Here is a 23,922-nt window from a genome sequence, read left to right on the forward strand (position 1 = left end):
AAAATTATAGATTACAGAATGTATCAAAGAAAACAAAATATTAGGATTCAATCAGATCAGAATAGGGGTAAAAAATATTATGTACCAAAATAGTATTAATTTTTCTTTGTATCAAAATGACTATTCACAAAATATTTTTAAACAAATTGAAATGTTTAAGAATTTTGAAGAAGAAGTTAAAAATAAAACTAGAAAAGCTATTCAAGAACATTATGAAGAATTGGATTTACATTTACGTAGAAAATACTCAAATAATAATAAAGGATATATTCTTTATGGTAAGCGTCCAGCCACTTTAATTACTGAATGAGGACCAGTTACTTATGAAAGAACAAGATTTCGTTATTATGATCGAAAAGAGTATAAACATAAATATGTTTTTTTGTTAGATGTTGAAATTGGCCGTAAACCTTATCAACGCCTACATTTTGATTTATATGTTAAAATTTTAAAAGAACTTGATAGTGGTAAACGCTACCGGGATATTTTAGATAAATATAAGTATTCAGAAATTTCATTAATGACAATTTCAAACATTAACCGAAGTATTAATTTGCAAGAGTATAATAATTTTTGTTCTAATTTTGATAAGAAAAAAATTAAGTTCAAAGAAAAATATTTGTATGTCGGCATTGATGATACATACACCAATATTTTTAATTACAACAAAAAATTACGAAAGAAAGAAATTAGTAAAAGTACAATCCGGATGGCATATGCTCATACCGGTTTTGATAAAAAAAAGTCAATTAATAATCGTAGAGTTTTAAAAGATAAAAAATTATTTATGATTTTAAATGACAAAGGGAAAAATGAATTATACAATTATGATCAAAAATTGTATAAGTTTCTAAATGAAAACTATGAGTTAAAAGATAAGAAAGTTGTTATTCTTGGAGATGGGGCGACATGAATTAAAACAACGGCATCACAACTTCATGGCGATATTGTTTTAGATGAATTTCATTTAAAAAAGTATTTACATCAATGTTTTAGTTTTCGTAGGTTTAAACTAAAAATAAAAGGTTATTTAAATTCAATCGAAATTAAAAAGCGAGCAATATATTATGACCTGGAAGCATTTATTAAAAATGGTGATGTAACTAATTTAATAAAATATATTGAAGATTTATTAACACCACTTTATCAAAATAAATTTGTGTTTTTAAGACATAAAAATGTTCAAATTCAAGAACTTTTAAAATATGTTAAAAATAACAAAGAAGGAATTAATAATTATAGTAAAGAATACTATATTGGTTCACAAACTGAATCGCAAATTTCCCATAATGTTAAGTCTTTAAAATCATACGGGGCAAAGGCATATAGTAAAACAACATTTTCCAATATGTTAAGCATGAGAATGGCCAAAGTAAATGGATGAGATCCAATTGATATTATTATCAATGATTATAATGATGAAATTAAAGCTAGAAAGAATTATTTTTTCCAAAATATTTGAGTAAAGAACAATATTGATGAAGAATATATTCCAAAGCAAGGTTCTGTGCCAATTTTAAAATCAAGAACTAGCTCATTTGCTAGGGCAGTTCGAGGTATTTTAAGTACTAAAAACTAACATATTTATTTAAAGCTTTAATAAAAAAATATTAGCTAATTTATAAAATTAGTACTTTTTTGTATTGTAATTTTTGCTAAAAATGGTTTAATAAATATAAGTAAATAAGATTTTTCATCTTCTAAATGCTTATAATGTAAAAATAAGCATTTAAAAATATGCCTCAACAACCACATAATTTATTCCATCGTCAGAGAAGTTAGAATTTAAGAATTGAAAAATTTATGATATAATATTAACGTTAAGTATATTTTATTAAATACAACAAAGGGGATTCCTAGATGAAAAAAGATATGATAGTTCTGAAAATTCCAGAATTTATTTCCTTAGAACCAGAAGAAAATATTAGAAATGTGAAAGCTAATGCTGAATATCAATTTGACTATGGTAGTTGAAAAACTATTGTCTATTCTTCAAATAAAATTAAGTTTATTTTCCGTTACATGCAAGGAATTTTCAAATGGTTAAGTGATGTTGTTTCGTTAGATGATTTTATAATTAGTATTAGTGCAATTGATTCAGATAAATTTAATATTTCGTTATTTAAAAATGACATTCATTTGTTAAATTGTAATTTAGCAACAGGTTTCTATTTGATTGCTGAATCAGAATGAGCTGATCGAATTACTGAGCATCATTCATCAAGTTTTGATATTGTTGATAATAATTTAATTCATAATACAATTGAAACAAACCAATGAAAAGGCGAAGAAGGATTTGGCAAATTTGTTAGTTTAATTCTAATGTTAACACGTGATTTTGATGGAATTGACTTAAATGAATTACCAATTCAATGAATGATTGAATTTAAAGATGGTAAATTAGCAATGTCAAGAATTAGAATGCAAATCCAATCATTACAAAATCGTAATCGTCCTGAAAATATGTTATTATCAGAGGAAGAAGAAATCAACAATCTTAATGAAGAAGGAATAGATTTTAGTAAACGTCCTAATTTAAATGTTAATGATCAACCAATTGAAGAACCAACATGAAATAAATATTATGATAAAAAATAAACATCCTAAAAATAGTATGTTTTTTTATTCTTTTTTTATTAATTACGATATAATAAAGATGTAAAACTAAAATAATTTTAGCTATTTTATTTTTTAGAGAGATAAGATTTGGTGAAACTTATTACTTAAAATAGTTATTTTGACAAATTTTGGTTACAACTAAATAATAATAGTAAATAAGCGCATTAACTAAAAGATAATGAAATGGGATGGCACCGCGAGATAATCGTTCCTATTAATCTTTTAGTTTTTATTTTAAGGGAGGAAAAAAGATGAAATTACAACGTCCACGGGGAACCGAAGATATTTATTATGAAAATGCTAAAGAATTAACAGCCTTAGAATTAATTTTACGAAATATTGCTAGTCAATATAATTTTCATGAAATTAGAACACCAATTTTTGAGGGCAAAGATTTATTTGTTCGTTCAATTGGAACTGAAACCGATATTGTTAGTAAAGAAATGTTTGAATTATTAGATAAAAAAGAGCGAGAATTTGTCCTACGTCCAGAAGGAACGGTTCCAACAGTCCGTAGTATTATTGAAAATAAATTATATGGTAAATATGAATTACCGTTAAAATTATTTTATATCGGTAGTATGTTTCGTTATGAACGTCCTCAACATGGTCGTTTACGCCAATTTAATCAATTTGGAACAGAAGTTGTAGGGGTTAAATCTTATTTATTAGATGTGGAAGTAATTCTCTTAGGATATAATCTGTTAAAACTAATAGGATTAGAACAAGTAACATTAAAATTAAACTGTCTAACTGATTCTGATAGTCGTCCTAAATACATCGCAGCGTTAAAAGAATTTTTAAGTAATGAAAAATTATGCGATGATTGTTTAACAAGAATAGTTAATAACCCCTTACGCGTCCTAGATTGTAAAATTGATCATGACAAATTTATCTTAGCACCAAAAATTCATGAATACTTATCACCAGAAGAAGCAACTTATTTTAATAATATTCAAAATGTCTTAAATAAACTAGCAATTCCTTTTGAACTTGATCATAAGCTAGTTCGAGGGCTTGATTATTATACTTCCCTTGTTTTTGAAATGACAACATTAGACGAAGAGGGGAAAGAATTAACATTATTAGGTGGGGGTCGCTATGATCATTTAATTAATGAATTTGACCAACAATTAAATTATCCAGCCGTTGGTTTTGCGATGGGATTAGAACGAATTTTATTAACGCTTGCTAAAAATGGAATTAAGTTAGCAACTGAAGATGAATTAGATGTCTATGTTATTGTTTTATCAGAACATGCCCGTTATTTTGCTAGTTCATTATTACTATTATTACGTAGTAATGGCCTTTGTGCTGATACTGATTATTTAAATCGCGGTGTTAAAGCCCAATTTAAGTCTTCAGAGCGACTAAAAGCAAAAAATGTCATTATTATTGGGGATGAAGAATTGAAAAAAAATGTTGTTAAAATCAAAAATCAAGCAACAGGGAAAGAACATGAAGTTAAATTTGAAAAAATTATTAATGTTTTAATGAAAGGAAAAGCTTAAAAATGAAGAGAACACATACTTGTGGTGAGTTAAAAATTAATCACGTTGGCTTAGAAGTAAAATTATCAGGCTGAGTAGCACGCAATCGTCGTTTAGGGGGAATGCAGTTTATTGATTTACGTGATCGCTATGGAATAACTCAAATTATTGTTAATCATGATTTTGCTGATTATGAATTAGCAAATAGTTTACGTAATGAAGATGTCATTACGATTACTGGGACAGTTGTTGAAAGAAAAAGCAAAAATCCCCAATTACCAACCGGAGATATTGAAATTAATTTAACAAATTTAGTAGTTATTTCAAAAGCACAAACAACACCCTTAATAATTGATGATAAAACAGATGCCTTAGAAGATGTAAGGATGACGTATCGTTATTTAGATTTACGCCGTCCGGTGATGCAACAAAAACTATTTTTACGTAATAAAGTTATTCACTTAATTCGTAATTATTTACAATCAAAAGATTTTATTGATGTTGAAACCCCAATCTTAAACAAATCAACCCCAGAAGGAGCTCGTGATTTTTTAGTTCCTTCACGTCAACATCCCCATAGTTTTTATGCCTTACCACAATCACCCCAATTGTTTAAACAATTATTAATGCTGAGTGGTTTTGATCGTTATTTTCAAGTTGCTAAATGTTTTCGTGATGAAGATTTACGCAGTGATCGTCAACCAGAATTTACACAGTTAGATTTGGAAATGAGTTTTGTTGATAAGGAAGATATTATTGCAATAATTGAAGGTTTATTTAGTTATGTAATGAAAGAAGCGTTGGATATTGAAATTAACACTCCGTTTATTCGAATGGATTATGACCAAGCAATTGATGAATATGGTAGTGATAAACCAGATACTCGTTATGATTTAAAATTAACAACAGTAAATGATCTTTTTACGGCAACAGAATTTAAAATCTTTCAAGATGTTTTAAAAAATAATGGGACAATTAAAGCAATTTTTATTCCTCAACAAGTTGATAAAAAACAAATTGAGGAATTAACAAGAATTGCCCAACAAAATAAAGCGCAAGGATTAGGATGATTACGCTTAAACCAAAACCAGGAATGAGAAGGTTCAATTAATAAATTTGTTAGTTTAACTGAAAAGGATGCTTTACAAAAAATATTCAATAGTAAAGAATCAGGAACTTACTTTTTTGTTAGTGGGGATTACCAGATTGTTTGCCAAGCATTAGGGGCAGTACGGGTACAATTGGCAAAAGATTTTAATTTAGCTAATCCAAACCAATTTAATTTCTTATGAATAGTTAATTGACCATTATTTGAATGATCAGCTGAAAATCAACGTTTTGAAGCGGCCCATCATCCTTTTACATCCCCAACACAAGATTATCTAGCAACATTTGATTGTGATCAAGCTAACGCCCGTGCTGATGCTTATGATATTGTTTTAAATGGCTATGAAATTGGTGGGGGAAGTATTCGAATCCATCGTAATGACATTCAGGAACGAATGTTTAAAGCTTTATCGTTAAGGGAAGAAGAAATTAACGATAAATTTGGTTGATTCTTAAATGCATTTAATTATGGTGTTCCTCCCCATGGAGGCTTAGCTTTAGGGCTAGATCGCATTATAATGTTATTAACAAATAGCGATTCAATTCGTGATGTAATTGCTTTCCCTAAAAATGCTTCAGGCCTTGATCCAATGACTAATTCACCAAGTTTAGTCGGCGATGAACAGTTAGCCGAATTAGGGATTAAATATCAAAAATAAGATAAAATTGAATTAATTGCCGTGAAATCACGATTTATGGCTAAAATATGTTAAAATTAATGAGAAAAAAAGTTTTTATTAAGTAAAAGGTAGGTGAAAGAAAATGCCATGATGAGCAGGATTAATAATTGGGATTGGAGCTCTTATTTTAGGAGGAGTTCTAGGATTTATTATTACAAAAAAAATTGTGCAAAAACAATTACGTGATAATCCACCAATTACAGAAAAACAAATTCGTGCAATGTATATGCAAATGGGGCGTAAACCTTCAGAAGCAGATATTAAAAAAGTCATGAATTCAATGAAAAAAGCGAAATAAAGTATTTGTTAAAAATACTTTTTTATTAAGAAGATAATATATAAGGAATAAGGTTGACATAATGGAACAAGAGCAGCAAATTGATTGATATCAATTAATTGAAATTCAAAGGAAATTAATTGCTAAAACAGAAAAGAAGCAAGATGAAGTTATTAAAATTAAAAAAGAATTAGGGCTACAAAAGCGCTTAGATCTTAAGCATTTAAAACAAGAATTTATTAATAATGAACTATTAAAAAGTGAGTTTCTAAAAACCAAAGAGCTAATTATTAACGAATATCAAACAAAAATTAAGAGTTTGAACCAGCAACTTGATAGTTTAATTATAGAAAATCAGGATCAGTATGCTAAATTAGGTAGTTTACAACATAACCCAGGAGCAAGAACATTAAAAAAACAATATCAAGCTGAGTTAAAAAGTTTGCAAAAAAGTAAACCAGTAACAGAAGAAAAGCAAAATTATGAACTTTATTGTGCTAGTGTTACTCTTCAAAAATCTAAAATAAAAAATCTTAGCCCTGCAATTACGAAAAAAAACTATATCTTAAGTTTTGCGATAATTCCAATTTTAGTTTTAATAGGTTTTTTAACAACTTTCTTATTTTATTTACCTCATTCATTAAATCAAGGTTGAGGCTTTAGTTGAATTAATATTAGTTACTTAGGAGCTTTTATTTTAATCTTCTTGTTATTAATAATTGGTATTTTATATACGATTTTATTAGTTAAAGATAGTGCCAAAATGCTAGTTGTTGATCGTGAGACTAGTTATTGAAAAAGTGCTTTTACTGGTTTTATTGCTAATTTTTTTGATACATTAGGGATCGGATCATTTGCTATTTCAGTCGTAATGTTAAATAATTTTAAAATCTCAAAAGATAGTAAAAAATTGCCTGGAATTTTAAATGTTGGTTGTACCATTCCTGTTATTTTTGAAGCAATAATTTTTATGACAGCTGTTAAAGTTGATATTACAACTTTAGTTGTTTTAATTGTTGCTTCAATATTAGGGGCTTATTTAGGGGCAGCAATTGCTAATAAAATTAATGCCCGTATTATGAAATTAGTAATTGGTGGCTGTTTATTAGTTATTGCGATTTTAATGATTTTATCGCAACCCGGAGTTGATGTTTTAACTGGCTTAAATGGAAATTCAACAACATTATTACAACCCGGAGCATGATGAAAATTACCAGTAACAGCAATTATTTATGTAGGATTAGGAATTCTGATGTCATTAGGGATTGGTTTTTATGCTCCGGCGATGGCTGTTATTGCTATGATGGGAATGGATATTACTGTAGCATTTCCGGTTATGATGGGAGCCTGTGCCTTTCTAATTCCAGTTGGGGCAACAAAATTTATAAAGGATAAAAATTATTCTCCTAAAATTGCCGGAGCAATGGCCGTTGGAGGAGTAGTTGGTGTTATTAGTGCTTTCTTATTAGTTTTTATTGGAATTAAAATTGGTTTAGGATTAAGCGATAGTGAATTTTTGACTTGATTTAAATGAATTGTGATTGCGATTAGTATTTATACTAGTGGTATGTTATTTTATGAATTTGGAAAAGAAACAATTCGCTTACAAAACCAAAAAAAGGTAGATGTTTTTTAATTAAAACTATTATTAAATTAAAGATATATTTATGTAAAACTATAAAAAATAAGATATAATTAACTTACGATTTATTGAGTTTAAGTGTAAGTTTTCAAAAAGTATAATTCTAATTATTTAAATTATTTTAAATATAAAAATTACCAGCGTAAAATCAAAGATATTGTTTATGGTGTGAAAAGGAGTATTTAAAAGAGTTAGAAGATTAGAATTATTTTTTATTAATTTTTAAAGTATTTAAATTAATGAAAAAATTATTTTCAAATCTTCAGAATAAGTTTGTTAATTTTTCCTTGTTTAAACAAAGGAGGAAAACAAATGTTACCAATTATTGAAGTTAAAAACTTATCTAAAAGTTATCAAAAAAAAGAAGTTTTAAAAAATCTTAATGTCCAGATTTATCCTGGTGATCGTGTGGCAATTTTAGGAGCTAATGGCTGTGGAAAAACAACTTTTGTTGAAATGATTTCCAATTTTTTAAAACCGACAGCTGGAGAAATTATTATTAATTTGGATAGTAATATTAAAAAAGATGTTGGAATTCAATTTCAAGAAGGATATTGGCCAATTGGAATTCGAATTAAAGATATGATTAAGTTTTACCGTAAGGTTTATGAAAATTTTTCCCCAGCTTATGAAAAGATGCTTGAGGAAGTTTTTGAATTAGACAAAATTAAAAATACTAATTTACAAAAATTATCAGGAGGACAAAAACAGCGGTTTAATGCAATGCTAGCAGTTATTAACAATCCAAAAATTGTTATTTTAGATGAATTAACAACAGGGCTGGATATTGAATTACAGTATAAAATTTTAAATTTTTTCAATGAATATACTATTAACAATAATAAAACTTTGTTAATTGTTTCCCATCATCCTGAAGAGGTAGAAATGTTATGCAATCGGATCTTATTGTTTGGGAATAAATCAATTTTGTTAGATTGCCCAATTAAGGAAGTAAAAAATAAATTTGGCTCAATTCGAAATTTAATGAATTTATATTTTAAAGGAGAAATAAAACATGAAAACTACTCCAAATAAAAATATAAATTTCAAATCTAATTTTTCAATTTTTACGGAATTAATACTATTAATAAATAAATCATTTTTCCGTGAAAAACGGGGTCCAATTTTTATTTTTATAGTTTCAACGATTTTTTTAGTTGTCTTTTACTATATTTTTAATAATTTTCAAGAATCTGGTGGTGGGACAAAAATTAAAACATTATTGCTTTTTATTTATATGCTATTACCAGCTTTAAGTATTATTGTGTCATTATCAACAACCTTAGTTGATTGAAAAAAATCTGTTTTTTTAAAACGGATTGATGCAACAGGAGTTAAAAAATCAACATTTTTAGTTTTACTAGCGTTATTTTATTTATTTTTAGGAATTATCGGATTCTTTTTTGAAATGCTATTTGGTGTAATGATAGCCACTAATGATTTTATTGCTGTTTTTAAAAATATTAATTGAGGTTATTTAATGTTGGCCTTGATGTTAACAATTTTACTATCAATTGCAATTGCCTTTTTGCTTGGGGGAATTTTTAGTAATGAAGGAATAACTAATTCAATTGCAATAATTATATATATCTTAACTCTTTTATTATCAGGGGTCTTGATTTATCCCCCAACAATTAGTTTTGACTTTGGAGTTAGAGTATTAACTTATTTTATTCCTCATAAATATCCAATTTTTCTATTTTACTATGCTATCACTGGAACTAACTGAGAAGCGCAATTTAATACTGGTATAGGGGTTTCACTTGGTGAAAGAACAGAATATTATCATCATTTTACTAGTACTTGGCAACCAATAGTAGCTAGTATTTTATTGTTAGCTGTATTTATTGGGGCAACTAAATTTTTATTTAAATGAAATATTTAATTGTCTTTTAAAATTGAACTATTAGTAATGAAAATAAAAATATTTTAAAGTATTTGGTCCTTATCATTTTAACGCAAGTAATGTAGGACTGAATACTTTTTTTCTGCTTTAAATCGTAGTATAATTAATATGAAAATGATAATAATAGAAAGTAGGGGTTATTAATGGAAAACAAAAAACAATTTAATTATTGAGAAGAAGATGAAAATGATTCATCATATATTGATCCTACTAAAAGACCTACTTCAATTGAAAAAAATAAATTAGATATTGATGATTACTGAATTAAAGTTGAAAGAAAAAAACCATCTGAATCAGCAGTAAGTTTAGGTCAAAAAATTGATCAAGATGAAGAATTAGAACAATTGGATGATATGAATCTTAATAATAATGCTAAATTTTCAAATGATGAATCACGTCCTTTATTTAATGCGAATGAGTTACAGAATCGTTGAAATAATGTTAAAAATAATGTTGTGCAAGAAAAAATGGCGACTTTAAGAGAACGTGCTCAAGAACCATTAGTAACCGGAAAAAGAAAATATAGTTTTTTTATTCCTGATTCATTAGATGATTTAGTTAAAAAGCCAGAAATTGTTCTTGATGCTACGCCACGAGCAGGAGATTTTAATGTCCCTTTTCAAGGATATAATAGTCATGGTAGCCAAAATAGTTTGCCAATTCAAGAAGATGAAACTGTTGAGTTAAAACCTTTTGATTTAGATCATGAACAAGAAGATGAAATTAAATTTAATAATGATTTTGATTTTACTGATGTTAATAATGACTTTGAAATTACTGAAAGTACAACAAACGAAGAAAATGATTATGATCAATTAGATTTACCGCTAGATGAACCCGAAGAGAATCTTTCGGTTAATTCATTTTTAAATCGTGTTCGAAATAATATTGCTGCTAGTAAAAAAGAAGCTATTTTTATTAACGATGAAGATGTTTTAGATCCAAATAATCTGACAACAGCACAACGATTACGCCTATTAAAAGCTGCTAATGATCCAAATAATAAAGAACGAGAATTATTGTTGAAAATGAAACTTAATAGCACAAATGGAATAGGGACACTTGGCCAAGTTGTAAAAGAACGTTTACAACAAGTTAACTCTGGAAAAATAGAATTAGTTGAAGATAATAATGATGAATCATAAAAAATATTAGGAGGATAAAGAAAATGTTTTTAGGCAGTAATAATTTTACGTTTATTTTAATTGCAGTTTTATTTTTATTTCATCTCATTTTTATTTTTTATATTTGATTAATGTATCGTAATATTATTATGCCAACTGAATTTCACAATAATAATTCCAATAATAAAATGCAAGCGATTGAAATTGGGGAAAAATATTTATTACAAAATAATATTACAGCTTTAGAATTAAAATATAATCTTAAAAATTATTCAATCGATAAAATTTATCAAAACAAAATTCTTTTGATTAATGATTTATCAGTTAATAATGTAAATTTATCTTTAACAGGATTAGGATTAGATTATGTTTTAGGAAAAGTTTTTTTTGGATCAGAATTATTTAAAAAAAATTCAACAATAAAATCAATTCGCTTTTGATTATTTCAAGCACCAAAGTTATTTTTATTTTTATTTTATTTTTTTATTTTATTAAATATTATTTTTGTAGTAGTTGTTAATCTTAAACCAAGTATTTTAGATAATGAAATAATAAATATTATTAATAAGTATCAATTATTTAGTTTGTTTCCAATTTTAATGGGAGGATTATATTTAGTTTGTCTTGCAATGAGCCCTAAGTTAAAAGAAAATTTAGAAAATCTTTATGAAAGTAAAATGAAAAAATTTGTGCGAGAAGAGTTTCCAGATTTTTTCGGGGATTGACTTAATGCTCGATTATATGCTCGTAGTAATCGTTTTACTTACTTAGTTGGTTATAATTTTATCTTTAAACATAATTATAAATATACCGGACCATTTGGTTTATAAAAAGGAGAGAAGATGAAAGTTATTTTTCATATTGATATGAATAGTTTTTTTGCTAGTTGTCATGAAGCAATCACGCCGGAATTTCGTGGTAAACCGCTTGTTGTTTCTTCACCATCGCGACGAGCAATTGTTTCAACAGCTAATTATCCCGCTCGTGAATTTGGAATTAATAGTGCAATGCCATTATATAAAGCAAAAGAATTATGTAAAGAGTTAATTGTGGTTGATCATGATTTTAATTTGTATGTAAATTTTGCCCAAAGGCTTTTTGATTTTATTTGTGAAAACTACACAACTAAAATTGAAGTAGCATCAATTGATGAATGTTATATTGATGTAACAGAGATTTATCGGAAATATCAGAGTGCGATGAATTTAGCACAAGATATGCAAAAAAGAGTTTTTAAAGAATTGGGTTTACCAAATAGTATTGGAATTTCATATAATAAGTCTTTAGCTAAAATTGGGAGTGATTTTAAAAAACCAATGGGAATAACTTTAATTAAAAGGGAAGATGTTCCCAAAATAATTCATCCTTTGGCTGTCACAAAATTATTTGGGATTGGTAGACAGACTGCATCCCAATTAGAAAAATTAGAAATTTATACAATAGGGGACTTGGCCCATTATCAAGATGTTGATTTTTTAGAAAAAATAATTGGTAATAATGCTCATAGCTTAATTGCCAAAGCCCAAGGCAAAGGGAGCGATGAATTAAAATATGATAATAATGGTTTAAAATCAATTGCTAATGAAACAACACTTGAATATGATTTGAGTGATTATGAAGAAATTAAAGAAAAAATATTTTTATTGGCAAAACATGTTTGTCAGCGTGCCCGTAAACGAACTTTAATCGGGAATGTTATATATGTGACACTAAAATATAGTAATCATCAACGTCATTCAAAACAAATAAAGTTATCAACATATACTTGCGATGATGATAAAGTTTATTCAATTGCGATTAGTCTCTTTGAAAAATTATGAAATGGGGAAGGAATTCGCTTAATTGGCGTTGGCATCAAAGGAATTATTAGTAAATATGATTTAAAAGAACAACTTAGTCTTAATAATTTTGCAACAGCAAGTCCCTTATCCGAAACTAACAAATTAATAAATAATTTAAATAAAAAATACCAAAAAGATTTATTGATGACAGGGGAAAAACTAGAAGAAATGAAATATATTTTACAACAACAAACTAAATATATTCAATCAGATAGCCGAACATTGGATGATACAAAGAAAAAAAGGAGATAATGTTATGAATAAAAAAATAATATTGCCAGATGAAAAAATAAAAAAACCAACAAATATTGAGGGTATTTATTTAATTAAAAATTATATTAGTAATAAAAATATTACGATTGGTGACTATACATATTATCATTGTGACAATGAACAAGAAGCAATTGAATTTCAAAATAAAAATATTCGCTATCATTTCCCTAATTTTTTTAATGATAATTTAGTTATAGGTAAATTTTGTTCAATTGCAAAAGAAACAATTTTTTTGATGAATGGAGCTAATCATAATTATAATGCCATTTCAAGTTATCCATTTTATTTATACGCCAACGATGAAGAATTTAAACAACAAATGCTAACACAATTACCTAATCGTGGTGATACAGTTATTGGAAATGATGTTTGAATTGGCTATCAAGCCACTATTATGCCAGGGATAAAAATTGGCAATGGGGCAGTAATTGGAACTAAAAGTGTTGTAACAAAAAATGTTCCCCCTTATGCAATTGTTGCAGGTAATCCCGCCAAAATTATCAAATATCGTTTTGATCAATCAAAAATTATTGAATTAGAAAAAATGCAATGATGAAATTGAACAAAAGAAGAAATTATTAATAAAATTGATCTAATTTGTTTAAATAATTCTTTTTAAATGTTTTTTATTTATAACTTTGATATAATCAAATTAGAAAAAAGGAGAATTATTATGGCTAAGACACCAACTTTTTGCTCTGTACACTTAAAAATACATGTTTGTCCTTTAAATAATAAAAAGGCGATTGCCTCAGCTAATGAAACAAAAATTAAAGAAAAAATGTCAAGAATGTTAAATCCAACTAGTAGTCAACCGCCTGAACCTAATAAACAAGAAGCAGAAAAGGGGACTATTCAGTTTTTATTAGCAAATGCTAAGAAAAAAAATAATGCGATAAAACATAATTTAGGACTCGATGAAGAAGAAAAAATGTCAGAAGGGGTATCAGAAACAGATATTAAATCAAAAATGGCGAAATTGAGAGCTAATATTGGACTAAATGAAACAGCAATTACCCCTACTCCAAATTCTGAAATGGCATTAGATTCACAATTAGAAAGCTATTCAAATATAATTGAAGAAAATACCTCACCTAATGTTAATAATGAAACTATTGATGTCAATTCAGAACAGCCAAAACAAAAAGGACAGCGTAAAAATGGTCAAAAAAAGGTCGTTTCAGCTGCATCGAAACAAAAAAATGTGGATAATACTCAATTGGATGCTAATAAAATACCAGAAATAACTGATAATATTAATGGTGAAGAAAAAACAATTGTTTTAACCAAGACTGAAGTAGAAGAAATGATCGCAAAAGCTGTTGAAGCAGCGCTAAAAAAAAGCGAGAAAAATAAGAAATAATAAGTTAAATAAGAATAAAGGATATTTAACTTATTATTTTATATATGTATTCTATAATATAGACTAATATAATATATTGGAAAAATATTTTATTTTTTAAAAAATAAATAATAATTATTGTATTATTTTTAATTTGATGTAATATTAGGGTATGGAAAATAATTTTTCCTAAAATTTTAACTTTTAAAGAAAATATTATATTAAATAAATAAAAGCTTCATTACTATCTCTCCCCTTTTTAGTTTTAAAATATCTCTTTACTTTTCTTTTATTTAATATTTAAAATAATTATAAATTTTTTTCCTCATTATTAAATATAGTGTAATATTTTCTTTTCTGAATTATCAAATAAAAACAGTATTGTATAATACTGTTTTTATTATATTTTTTTAATTTTCAATATCTTTTAAAAAGTTGAAAGCTTTTTTACCAATAATGGTCTTTTTTTCTTTATCTCCTTCGATCATGAAACAAAATTTTTTAAAAAAGCCAGTAATATCTAAACCAATTACCTGTTGAAAGTTAACTGTTTCATCTAAAAAAATAATTTCTGCTTCCGTTACTTTGATTCAAAGACTATTAATTGTTAAAGTTTCTATAATTAAATAAATTAAAATTAAAGCGTAGTTTATTAAACCAATTATTACATATAAATAAGCTCAAATTGGACTAATATTAGGCACAAATAATAATAAAAAGTAATCTATAGCAACAAAAAGAATAATAGGGGTTAAAATACCGTATATTCCAGTAAAAACAAAGATTATCATCCCTTTTCACTTGTATTCTTTTTTAAAATTAATAATTTTCTTTTGGTTTTGATAATGTAGTAAAAAGATAATATGAAATCCATAGAGGCAAATTGCTAAAACTAAGGTAAAAATTAAAATTATATGCATTTCCATTGTTCTTAATCCCCTTTCTGTCCCCTCTTTTGTTGTGATAATTCATTAATTCTTAGTCCCATTTTAACATCATCTGTTCAAAAACAATAGACTGATTTTTGTTTTGTAATTAATAACAATCCTGGTTGGAATGTATCATTAATATTCAAAATTGTTGGTAATACAGTAATAATATCAGCTAGTCAAATTGTAATAGCTTTATTTACTTCATCGATTAAAACTCTTTGATTTGTTAAGTAAATGTCACCATGATAATCAGGGTTTTCTTTGTGTGATCGAAAATTTAAAAAACCATTTAAATTTGTTAACAAAAATTGTTGATCATCTTTTAACTCAAATAAAAAGAGATTCTTTTTAATTTTTTTTTGGGAAAGAATTGTCCCTTTAATTTTTTGTTGGAGATAACAAATTTCATTGTCTGGTAATTCATATTTAATTTTAATTGGGTTCAAATTCTTGTTAAAAGCTGTTTTTGCCAAGTTAATTTCTTTTTGATAATTAGTTTTGATTTTTTGGTATTGCTTAATTCGTTTTTGTTGTAAAAAAGCTAAAATTGCTAGTATTAGTATTGCTATTAATAGTAAACTAGCAAAAACAATAATAATTAGTCACTTAATGTCCATTATTTTTTCACATCCTGTAAATTAAATATGCTAGATCCAAATTATCTATAATCATAATATAACACTTATCTTCCATAAATAAATAAATTCCTTGTTTAATTTTATTTTTGATTTGAAAGATTGATAATTCAAGGTTTTTAATTAAATTTAAATCTCAAGTTGTAGTTATATCTTCATTAATAATTAACAGGCGTTGATTAGTAATGACTAAATGCCCAAGTTGAAATGGGATTAAGTTATTTTCAATGCTTTTTTTACCATTGCCATAGCCTACGTTAAGCCCCTTTTCAAACGGAATAAAATATTTTGATGATAATTTATTTTGTTTTTGTTTTTTTGTTAAATAAACATTAATAATTTCATCACTGTAGGCATGTTCGTTTGGATTTAATTTAAGTTTAACATCAACTGTTTCTAAAGGATTTTTTAAATATTTATTGTTCAAGTATTCTTGATTTTCAACTTCTAAACGTTTAAAAATATTAAAAATCATTTCTTGTTTACGATTATAAAAGATTCATCAGATTATAATAAAAATTATTAAAATTATTATTAAAATAGCTAATAAAATTCATCCTCACGTTGTCATATTAGTTTTCTAACCCTTTCCTATTTAATAATATTAATTCCATTATGAAAATTATTAATAAAAGTTTGTAGCATCATTTCTTGGCCAGAATTTCTTGGCTGCTCAAAACGATTATAATAATAAATATTTAACATTTGCTTTTGTTTTTCATTTAATTTTTCATAATATTTTTGGTCAAGAAGAAAATGATTTGATAAATTAATTATTAAACTAGAAATAAAATTTTCTCATTGCTTAGGTGTTTTAATTTTTTCATCTCATTCCTCAAAATATGTATTATAAATCCGATTATTTTTATGATAAACAAATTTAATGCTACTATGTTTATCATAATGAATGATATTTGCATATAAAATCTTATTTGGTAAAAATGGATTATTTGGTGAATTAATTGCTTGGAAAGTAATTGGTGTTAATTGGGCCAACAGAATATCATTACATTGCAGTACATTGATTTTTTTTGTTAGTGAAATTTCTTTAATAATGTAGCTATTTCTATCATTATTTAAGTCGCTTGTAATACGCATTAATTCTAAATCGTAGAAATAATGTAATTTAATAATTTTTTTTAATTTTAAGGTCATGATTACTTGTTCAGCAACTGAAAGTAAATGAGAATATTGTAAAAAAGTTTGATATGCAACATGATGATCAATCAAATTATCATAGTAATTTATTAATAAGGCTTTAATTTGATCGGCTAATTTATTATTACTTAATAATTTATCATGATGTTCATGACAAATAACGCTAAAAGTATAAGGAGTTTCAGCGGGATTAACAAGATCTAAAAAATTAGTATTAATATTTTTAAAATAATGTTTTTCATTATAACGATCTAAAAATAATTGCGGTTTTGTTGGCATTTGTTGATATAAAGCAATTTCAATTACGGGATTTTGGCAATCATTAATAAGACAAGCTGCTTGGTTTTGTTGTAAGACTGCTGTTTTAAAGTAACCTTTTTCTTGTTCAAGATATTTTTCTTTTAACTCGGGCTTACTAATTACTTCTAAAATCGAAATATAATTATCACGTTGAGCACTTGTTGCCAAAACTTTTGGTTTACAACATTCAAAGTATTTTTTATTACTTAAACAAATACAGTTTTCTTCATCCCCAATAGTAAAAATTGGTTTATAGTAGCGGTGTAAATAATCTAACTGATCATCATCTAAATAGTAACTTTTTAGTAAGGCATCAAACATTGCCCGTTCTGATCCTTTTAATTCTCCAAATAATTGTTTTTCAATTTGGTCACTCATAAAAAATTTTACCTCTTCTATTCTCTATTAATTATAAACCAAGTTAAGTAAATAATTCCTTATTTTTTGTCAAAATTTAAAAAGCGCTTTACCCACAAAGAGTAAAGCGCACAAAGGCAACATATTATATAACATATTTTATTTAAAAGTTAAGTTCTAATAATAAAATGTTTGTATCGTTTTGGACCGTTAGAATTTTTTTTATTATTTGGAAATAAATAAAATAAGTCATTTTTCGTTTGTAGTTTACGAGCAAAAAAATGTTATATAAATAGTTATTTATATAAATAAACAAATAATTTTTTTCCATTCATTTTAGCTTTTCAACTACAAATCCATTATATCTTATTTTTAAAAATATTGTAAAAATTTTTTTAAAAATGAAAACTATTTTATTTAGAAAGAAAAAAACAAAATAATATTCTTTTTATTATAGACAAAGTTGAAAATATTATTATAATGTTTGTAAAAGAGATAAAGGAGTTAATTAATATGGAAAAATTAGCCTTATCAAACCAAACAAAAGATAAAATTAGAGCTTTACATTATGAACACATTAGCAAATATTACCAGAAAAATAAGTCTTTTTTTATCAGTTCAGTTACATTTAAAGTCTTTTTTGTAATAATGTTGATATTGTCAATTGCGTTAATGATTACAGGTGGTATTTTACTGGACTTTAAGTTTACTTTTTTAATATCTCTGATTTTATTATTAAGCGGGGTTATCGTTTTTGCTGGGTTAATTGTGACAATGAGTATTATTAGTGCTCGTTCAATTAAAACAACTCTCTTCTTGAATCAACTAAATTATAATCAATATTATCAAATTGCAATTGATGACTATTTTAAGGATAAAGTTATATTAGAGGTTATTAATAACCAATTTAACATCATGCCTGTTCCTAATTTTACTAGTGTTAGTAAAAATCCCCGAAAAAATAATCTTTTACAAGAAAGCTTAATTCGGGTAAGTAGTTTAAAAGAAAAAATGGATAATAAGGTAATTAATGGTTCATTTGAAAAAACTAAATTTTCATTAGGAGTAATTACTGTTCGAAAAACAATGGTTTTTTTGAAAGGATTAGTTATTTTAGCATATGTTGCTTTGTTTTTTTTCGATTTGTTTGATCAAAGTGATGTTAGTTATTTGTATGAAGATGAGAAAGAAAAAGTTATTAAAAAAACGCTTAATTTTTTATCATTAATGCTATTGGTTGAGATGAAAAGATCAGAAAACTATTTCTTTTTCAGTACCAAATTACCAGTTAGTTTCAATATTGAAGCAAATATTGTTCCCCACCAAAATGAATTTAAAAAATTTGTTTTACGAAATAAAGAAATTAATTTTGAGGGAAATGAATTCAATAACATTTTTGATACTAATACCACAAATCCGGTTGAACTTCGTAAAATATTAAGTCCCAAAGCAATGGCTAATTTAATTGACTATTCACGCCAATATCAAGAAGCTTTATCTATGTCTTTTGTGAATGATACTTATACTTTATTACTAGATAAATATTCATATAGTAAAAAAAATCACCATTTGAATCAAATTTGAAAACCATTAATTAATAGTAAGACAAATATTGAAACATGTATTGATGATTTAATTACAAAAATTGAAATAGACTTATTTCATTTAGAAAAAAGTTTAAATTATTTAAAAGGCTTTGATATTGATTAAATTTATTGATAATAATTAATTCTAAACTCCCCTACCGATAACTATTAACTCCCCTACTGGGAAAGTTAATAGTTATTTTTCATTCTTTTTAATTAGTGCCAAAATTTTATCTTTGATAGCGATTTTAACATCGGGGTTTAAAGTTAAAAATTCTTTAACTTTTTCTTTTCCTTGCCCTAACCGATTATTATTGTATGAATATCAAACCCCTGATTTATCAAGGACATCATATGTTACTGCTAAATCAATTAATTCTGCTAAAGAATCAATTCCTTCATTATAATTAATTTCAATTAAGGCAACTTTAAACGGTGGAGCCACTTTGTTTTTAACAACTTTAATTTTAACTTTATTGGCAATTGCTGTTCCAGAATTTGTTAATGTTTCCACGCGTCGAACATCAAGCCGGACAGAGGCATAAAAGCGTAATGCGCGACCTCCAGCTGTTGTTTCAGGATTACCAAATAAAACACCAACTTTTTCTCGAATTTGATTAATAAAAATAACAATACAATTAGTTTTGGAGATAATTCCATTCAGTTTTCGTAGTCCCTTACTCATTAGTCGGGCTTGAGCCCCAATTGTAATATCGGTCATTTCCCCTTCTAATTCAACTTTTGGAACTAAAGCTGCCACTGAATCAATGACAACAATATCAATAACATTCGATTTAACTAATGTTTCTAAAATATCAAGGGCTTGTTCGCCACTATCTGGTTGGGCAATAATTAAGTTATTAATATCAACCCCTAATTTTTTGGCATAATTAGGATCTAAAGCATGTTCAGCATCAATAAAAGCTGCACGACCATGATTTTTTTGTACTTCCGCAATAGCATGTAAGGAAAGCGTTGTTTTCCCGGAAGATTCAGGACCAAAAATTTCAATAATTCGCCCTTTTGGATAACCTCCAATTCCAATCGCATTATCTAATAGTAAACTACCAGTTGAAACGGCTTCGATTGCTAGATTAGTTTTATCTCCTAAACGCATTACAGCCCCTTTACCATATATTTTTTCAATTTCTTTTAAAGCATTAACTAATATTTGATCTTTTTCTGCTTCTGAATTTTTTTCAATATTAGTGTTTGGTTCTTTTGTTGTTCCCATTACATTCTCCTTTCTAATTTTAGTTACCTAATTTTATTTTAATTTCATTTAATTATTTAATTATTTCTAATAAAATAGTCAAAGCTTTTTCAACAGCAAGTTTTTTGATTGTAATTCGATCAAGATGAGGGTCTAATAATAATTTTTCAACGATTAAGGTTGAATGATATTTAACCCCAATGAATACAAGACCAATTGGTAAATTATCAAGCGCTGTTGGCCCCGCATTACCAGTAAAACTGACAGCAAGATCAGTTTTAAATTGTTTTTGACATTTATCAGCCATTGCTGCGGCAACTTCGTAAGATACAACGCCATATTTTTGAATTATTTGCTTACTAACTTTGCCATTTTTGCTTTTAACATAATTACTATAAGTTATGAGACCGCCAGGAAATATTTTACTAGCATTTGGGATATTTGTAATTGTATTGGCAAATAATCCTCCCGTAATTGATTCATAACTAGATAATGTCAAATTATGTTTTAATAATAATGCGACAATTTGCTCTTCCATCTATTTTATCTCCTTAAATCGCTTTTCTTTATTTTTTTTAATTATATAATATAATAGTAAAAGTAAAATAAAAAGTACAGAAAAGAGGAAAAATTCAATGAATTGAGCTAATCGTATCACTTTAATTAGATTATTTTTAGTACCAGTAATAATTGTTTTAATGCTATTATATCCATTTTCAAATGCCTTGTATGCTGGATGGACTGATGCAATTGTTATTAAGGTTAATGATACTGTTACTTATACCCTACCTTATGCCTATTTAGTGGCAGGAATTATTTTTATTATTGCTAGTTTAACTGATTTTTTAGACGGCTATATTGCTCGTCATTATAATCAAGTAACTACTTTTGGAAAGTTTTTTGATTCAATTGCCGATAAATTATTAACCAATACTGTCTTAATTGTTTTTGCTTGTGCCAATATTTTGCCGGTTTGAATTGTTGTCGTTTTATTAGGACGTGATTTAATTATCGATGTTGTCCGTCAAATTTTAGCTAGCAAAAAAGTGGTAATGGCCGCAAATTGATGAGGAAAAGTTAAAGCAGCGGTTGAAATGTTAGGAATGTCAATGCTATTTTTTGTTGGTTTCCAAATGTTTAATGGCCAAATTCATGGTAATGGTCAATGGGATGAATTTGGTTGAATTAATCAAGTAATCATGATTCCAATGTATTTAGCAACGCTATTATCATTGTATTCAGCAGGAAATTATATTTATTTAAATCGTAAAATGTTATTTGATTTTACAGTTATTAACAATAAACCAAAATTACCTGAACAAAAGGAAAATAATTAAAATGGCAAAGCAAAAAATTGCTAATCAATGAGCAATTGTAACAGGCGCAAGTAAAGGCTTAGGATATGCCTATTGCCAAGAATTATTTGAAAAAGGCTATCATGTTATAGCTGTTGCTCGTAATTGTGAATCAGTAGAAGAGTTAGCTAAAAAGTACCCTAATCAAAAAGTCAAACTATTAAACTTAGATTTAAGTAAAATAGCTAATGTTTATCAATTAGCCCAGGAAACAAAAAACGAAAATGTGACATGTTTAATAAATAATGCCGGATATGGTGTTTGGGGTTACTTTAAAGATTCTGATCTAGAACAAGAATTAAATATGATTGATTTAGATATTAAAGCTTTACATATTTTAACAAAGTTATTTGTCCAACGTTTTTCTGAAAATGGTGTTGGTCGAGTGATTAATGTTGGTAGTTTAGCAGCCTTTACCCCTGGGCCAGTTTTTGCTAGTTATTATGCGGCGAAAGCTTATGTGTGAAGTCTAGGTGTTGCTGTTAATACAGAACTGAAAAAAACAAAATCACCAGTTCGTGTTATTACAGTTTGTCCAGGGCCATTAAAAACCGATTTTTGAAATCGCAGTAGTAATCAAAGCGATGCTAATTATCATTCAACAGTAAAAGTAATGTCAACGCAAAAATATGCGCATAAAAGTTTAAACAAAGCTTTAAAAGTTAAGAAAAAAAATTATCTTATCACAGGAACAACAAATAAATTTGTTAAAAAATTAACAAAATATGTTCCCCAGAGTTGAGTTTTAACATCAGTTTATAATTATCAAAGAAAACGAAAAGAAAAGTAAGTTCATCTGTGAATACCTACAATAAAATAGACACATAAAAAGTTAGTTATGTGTCATAATTTTATTGAAAGGTATTTTTTTATTATGGGAACAAAATGATTTATAAAAAACGAAAAACTTAATATTTTAAAATATTACAAAGAAAATGGTTGAGCAAAAACAATCAAAAAATTTGAATTACAACACCAACTTTAACTCGTTGAAAAAAAGCAGCTAAAATTAGTGGCGAAAAAGCGTTAGAACCAGGAAATGGTTTACAATCTAAAGGAATTCGCCGAACAGGCCCTCCAAAAAATCTTAACTTTGAATTAATGACAAAAAAAGAATTAATTGAGTATATTGAAATGATTCAAGATGTAAAAAAGTCTTTGAACAAATCGAAAAAGAAGAAATTTCAAATGATTTGGTCCTTAAAGAAAAAATACAAGATTAAATATTTATGCAAAATTTTAAATGTTTCTAGAGCTGGTTATTATAATTGATTTAATAGTGGTATGAAAGCATTTAATAAGTGAAATAATACAATTGTAAAAATAGTTAAAACATTATTTCTAACTTTTAAGAAAATTTATGGATATAATATGTTAACACTAATTATTAATAAACTATATAATTGAAATTTAAAATCACATATTGTCTATAGATATATGAAAATATGAATTTAAAATCAATTATTAGAATAAAAAAATTTAATTATAAATTATCTTTTGATAACAAAAGACATGAAAATATCAGGAATCAAGATTTTTCAACCACAGATATTAATCAAAAAATAGGAACAGACATAACATATTTATTAACAAACGACATAACCTATTTTTGATCAATAGTAAAAGATCTGATTGTAGAACTCAAGTTGATGGCTTTCCAGCTTTTACTCAAGAATTAATTATGTTTTTAAAAACAAATTCTTTTTCTAAATTATTACTGATTTAGTAGTCCAAAATTTCATTAGTATTAAAGTCTTTGTTTTCATTATACAAATTCTGATTATGAAAAATTATGCAATTATCTTGGAATTACGATTTCAATGTCCAGACGTGGAAACTCTTATGATAATGCCCATACAGAATCATGATTTCGTACTATGAAAACTGAATTTTTATATCATATAAAAATAAAAAAACGAACAGCCAAATGAATTATTGAAAATCTACCTAAATATATCTATTTTTACAACAATTTAAGACCACAAGCCAAATTAAAAGGAATGAGTCCTGTTCAATACAGAAAATCATTCCTTCAAGTAACTTTTTAATTGTCTATTTTTCTTGACATATTCACTGAACTTACTT

General features: G+C 26.5%; 23 protein-coding genes and 1 pseudogene. 18 read left to right on the forward strand and 6 right to left on the reverse strand.

Annotated features, from left to right (window positions below):
- Positions 1-79: 79 nt before the first annotated feature.
- From SSYRP_RS02475 to SSYRP_RS02535, 13 genes are all read left to right on the forward strand, one after another.
- A complete protein-coding gene (locus SSYRP_RS02475) occupies positions 80-1,579 on the forward strand; it encodes an Mbov_0401 family ICE element transposase-like protein (RefSeq protein WP_016340727.1) in 1,500 nt (499 codons plus the stop codon).
- Positions 1,580-1,860: 281 nt separating this feature from the next.
- A complete protein-coding gene (locus SSYRP_RS02480; protein WP_016340728.1) occupies positions 1,861-2,598 on the forward strand; it encodes a hypothetical protein in 738 nt (245 codons plus the stop codon).
- A gap of 272 nt (positions 2,599-2,870) precedes the next feature.
- Positions 2,871-4,130, forward strand: coding sequence for a histidine--tRNA ligase (hisS, locus tag SSYRP_RS02485; RefSeq protein WP_016340729.1), 1,260 nt, complete (start codon positions 2,871-2,873; stop codon positions 4,128-4,130).
- A 2-nt stretch (positions 4,131-4,132) separates the two neighbouring features.
- Positions 4,133-5,875, forward strand: a complete 1,743-nt coding sequence (gene aspS, locus SSYRP_RS02490; RefSeq protein WP_016340730.1) for an aspartate--tRNA ligase — start codon at positions 4,133-4,135, stop codon at positions 5,873-5,875.
- A gap of 103 nt (positions 5,876-5,978) precedes the next feature.
- Positions 5,979-6,194, forward strand: a complete 216-nt coding sequence (locus SSYRP_RS02495; protein ID WP_016340731.1) for a YneF family protein — start codon at positions 5,979-5,981, stop codon at positions 6,192-6,194.
- Between the two features lie 61 nt (positions 6,195-6,255).
- Positions 6,256-7,809 carry a sulfite exporter TauE/SafE family protein gene (locus SSYRP_RS02500; protein ID WP_016340732.1) on the forward strand — a complete coding sequence of 518 codons (1,554 nt, stop codon included), beginning with the start codon at positions 6,256-6,258 and terminating at the stop codon, positions 7,807-7,809.
- Positions 7,810-8,127: 318 nt separating this feature from the next.
- The gene (locus SSYRP_RS02505) at positions 8,128-8,850 is read left to right on the forward strand and encodes an ABC transporter ATP-binding protein (RefSeq protein ID WP_016340733.1); all 723 of its coding nucleotides are present in this window, start codon (positions 8,128-8,130) and stop codon (positions 8,848-8,850) included.
- Positions 8,831-9,700 carry an ABC transporter permease gene (locus tag SSYRP_RS02510; RefSeq protein ID WP_016340734.1) on the forward strand — a complete coding sequence of 290 codons (870 nt, stop codon included), beginning with the start codon at positions 8,831-8,833 and terminating at the stop codon, positions 9,698-9,700. The genes SSYRP_RS02505 and SSYRP_RS02510 overlap by 20 nt, the downstream gene beginning before the upstream one ends.
- A gap of 164 nt (positions 9,701-9,864) precedes the next feature.
- Positions 9,865-10,866: a hypothetical protein gene (locus SSYRP_RS02515; protein ID WP_016340735.1), complete on the forward strand. Its 1,002-nt coding sequence runs from the start codon at positions 9,865-9,867 to the stop codon at positions 10,864-10,866.
- Between the two features lie 23 nt (positions 10,867-10,889).
- The gene (locus SSYRP_RS02520) at positions 10,890-11,675 is read left to right on the forward strand and encodes a hypothetical protein (RefSeq protein WP_016340736.1); all 786 of its coding nucleotides are present in this window, start codon (positions 10,890-10,892) and stop codon (positions 11,673-11,675) included.
- A gap of 12 nt (positions 11,676-11,687) precedes the next feature.
- Positions 11,688-12,938: a DNA polymerase IV gene (gene dinB, locus SSYRP_RS02525; protein ID WP_016340737.1), complete on the forward strand. Its 1,251-nt coding sequence runs from the start codon at positions 11,688-11,690 to the stop codon at positions 12,936-12,938.
- Positions 12,939-12,942: 4 nt separating this feature from the next.
- Entirely contained in the window at positions 12,943-13,578 is a 636-nt protein-coding gene (locus SSYRP_RS02530; protein WP_016340738.1) for a CatB-related O-acetyltransferase, read from the forward strand.
- A 54-nt stretch (positions 13,579-13,632) separates the two neighbouring features.
- A complete protein-coding gene (locus SSYRP_RS02535) occupies positions 13,633-14,322 on the forward strand; it encodes a hypothetical protein (RefSeq protein WP_016340739.1) in 690 nt (229 codons plus the stop codon).
- Positions 14,323-14,711: 389 nt separating this feature from the next.
- On the opposite strand, the gene SSYRP_RS02540 is transcribed toward SSYRP_RS02535, so the two are convergent.
- The 4 genes from SSYRP_RS02540 to SSYRP_RS02555 are packed head-to-tail and all read right to left on the reverse strand — an operon-like array spanning position 14,712 to position 17,704.
- Entirely contained in the window at positions 14,712-15,227 is a 516-nt protein-coding gene (locus SSYRP_RS02540) for a hypothetical protein (protein WP_016340740.1), read from the reverse strand.
- A gap of 5 nt (positions 15,228-15,232) precedes the next feature.
- Entirely contained in the window at positions 15,233-15,850 is a 618-nt protein-coding gene (locus tag SSYRP_RS02545) for a hypothetical protein (RefSeq protein ID WP_016340741.1), read from the reverse strand.
- Positions 15,840-16,439: a hypothetical protein gene (locus SSYRP_RS02550; protein WP_016340742.1), complete on the reverse strand. Its 600-nt coding sequence runs from the start codon at positions 16,437-16,439 to the stop codon at positions 15,840-15,842. The genes SSYRP_RS02545 and SSYRP_RS02550 overlap by 11 nt, the downstream gene beginning before the upstream one ends.
- A gap of 20 nt (positions 16,440-16,459) precedes the next feature.
- Complete coding sequence (locus tag SSYRP_RS02555) at positions 16,460-17,704, reverse strand: hypothetical protein (protein WP_016340743.1); 1,245 nt, start codon at positions 17,702-17,704, stop codon at positions 16,460-16,462.
- Positions 17,705-18,196: 492 nt separating this feature from the next.
- Here SSYRP_RS02555 and SSYRP_RS02560 point away from each other — a divergent pair, with 492 nt between their 5' ends.
- Positions 18,197-19,393, forward strand: a complete 1,197-nt coding sequence (locus SSYRP_RS02560) for a DUF3137 domain-containing protein (protein WP_016340744.1) — start codon at positions 18,197-18,199, stop codon at positions 19,391-19,393.
- 72 nt (positions 19,394-19,465) lie between these two features.
- Here SSYRP_RS02560 and recA read toward each other — a convergent pair whose 3' ends face one another.
- Complete coding sequence (gene recA / locus SSYRP_RS02565; protein WP_016340745.1) at positions 19,466-20,503, reverse strand: recombinase RecA; 1,038 nt, start codon at positions 20,501-20,503, stop codon at positions 19,466-19,468.
- A 52-nt stretch (positions 20,504-20,555) separates the two neighbouring features.
- A complete protein-coding gene (locus SSYRP_RS02570; protein WP_016340746.1) occupies positions 20,556-21,020 on the reverse strand; it encodes a CinA family protein in 465 nt (154 codons plus the stop codon).
- Positions 21,021-21,117: 97 nt separating this feature from the next.
- On the opposite strand from SSYRP_RS02570, the gene pgsA reads away from it, so the two are divergent.
- The 4 genes and pseudogenes from pgsA to SSYRP_RS05365 all read left to right on the forward strand — a co-directional run.
- Positions 21,118-21,819, forward strand: coding sequence for a CDP-diacylglycerol--glycerol-3-phosphate 3-phosphatidyltransferase (gene pgsA, locus SSYRP_RS02575; RefSeq protein ID WP_016340747.1), 702 nt, complete (start codon positions 21,118-21,120; stop codon positions 21,817-21,819).
- Between the two features lies 1 nt (position 21,820).
- Positions 21,821-22,627, forward strand: coding sequence for an SDR family NAD(P)-dependent oxidoreductase (locus SSYRP_RS02580; RefSeq protein ID WP_016340748.1), 807 nt, complete (start codon positions 21,821-21,823; stop codon positions 22,625-22,627).
- Between the two features lie 149 nt (positions 22,628-22,776).
- Positions 22,777-23,292 carry a hypothetical protein gene (locus SSYRP_RS05275; RefSeq protein ID WP_236608060.1) on the forward strand — a complete coding sequence of 172 codons (516 nt, stop codon included), beginning with the start codon at positions 22,777-22,779 and terminating at the stop codon, positions 23,290-23,292.
- A gap of 305 nt (positions 23,293-23,597) precedes the next feature.
- A pseudogene (locus SSYRP_RS05365) lies at positions 23,598-23,885 on the forward strand (transposase); the annotation flags it as partial.
- Positions 23,886-23,922: the final 37 nt, after the last annotated feature.

Source organism: Spiroplasma syrphidicola EA-1, from assembly GCF_000400955.1.
Taxonomy (GTDB): Bacteria; Bacillota_I; Bacilli_A; order Mycoplasmatales; family Mycoplasmataceae; genus Spiroplasma; species Spiroplasma syrphidicola.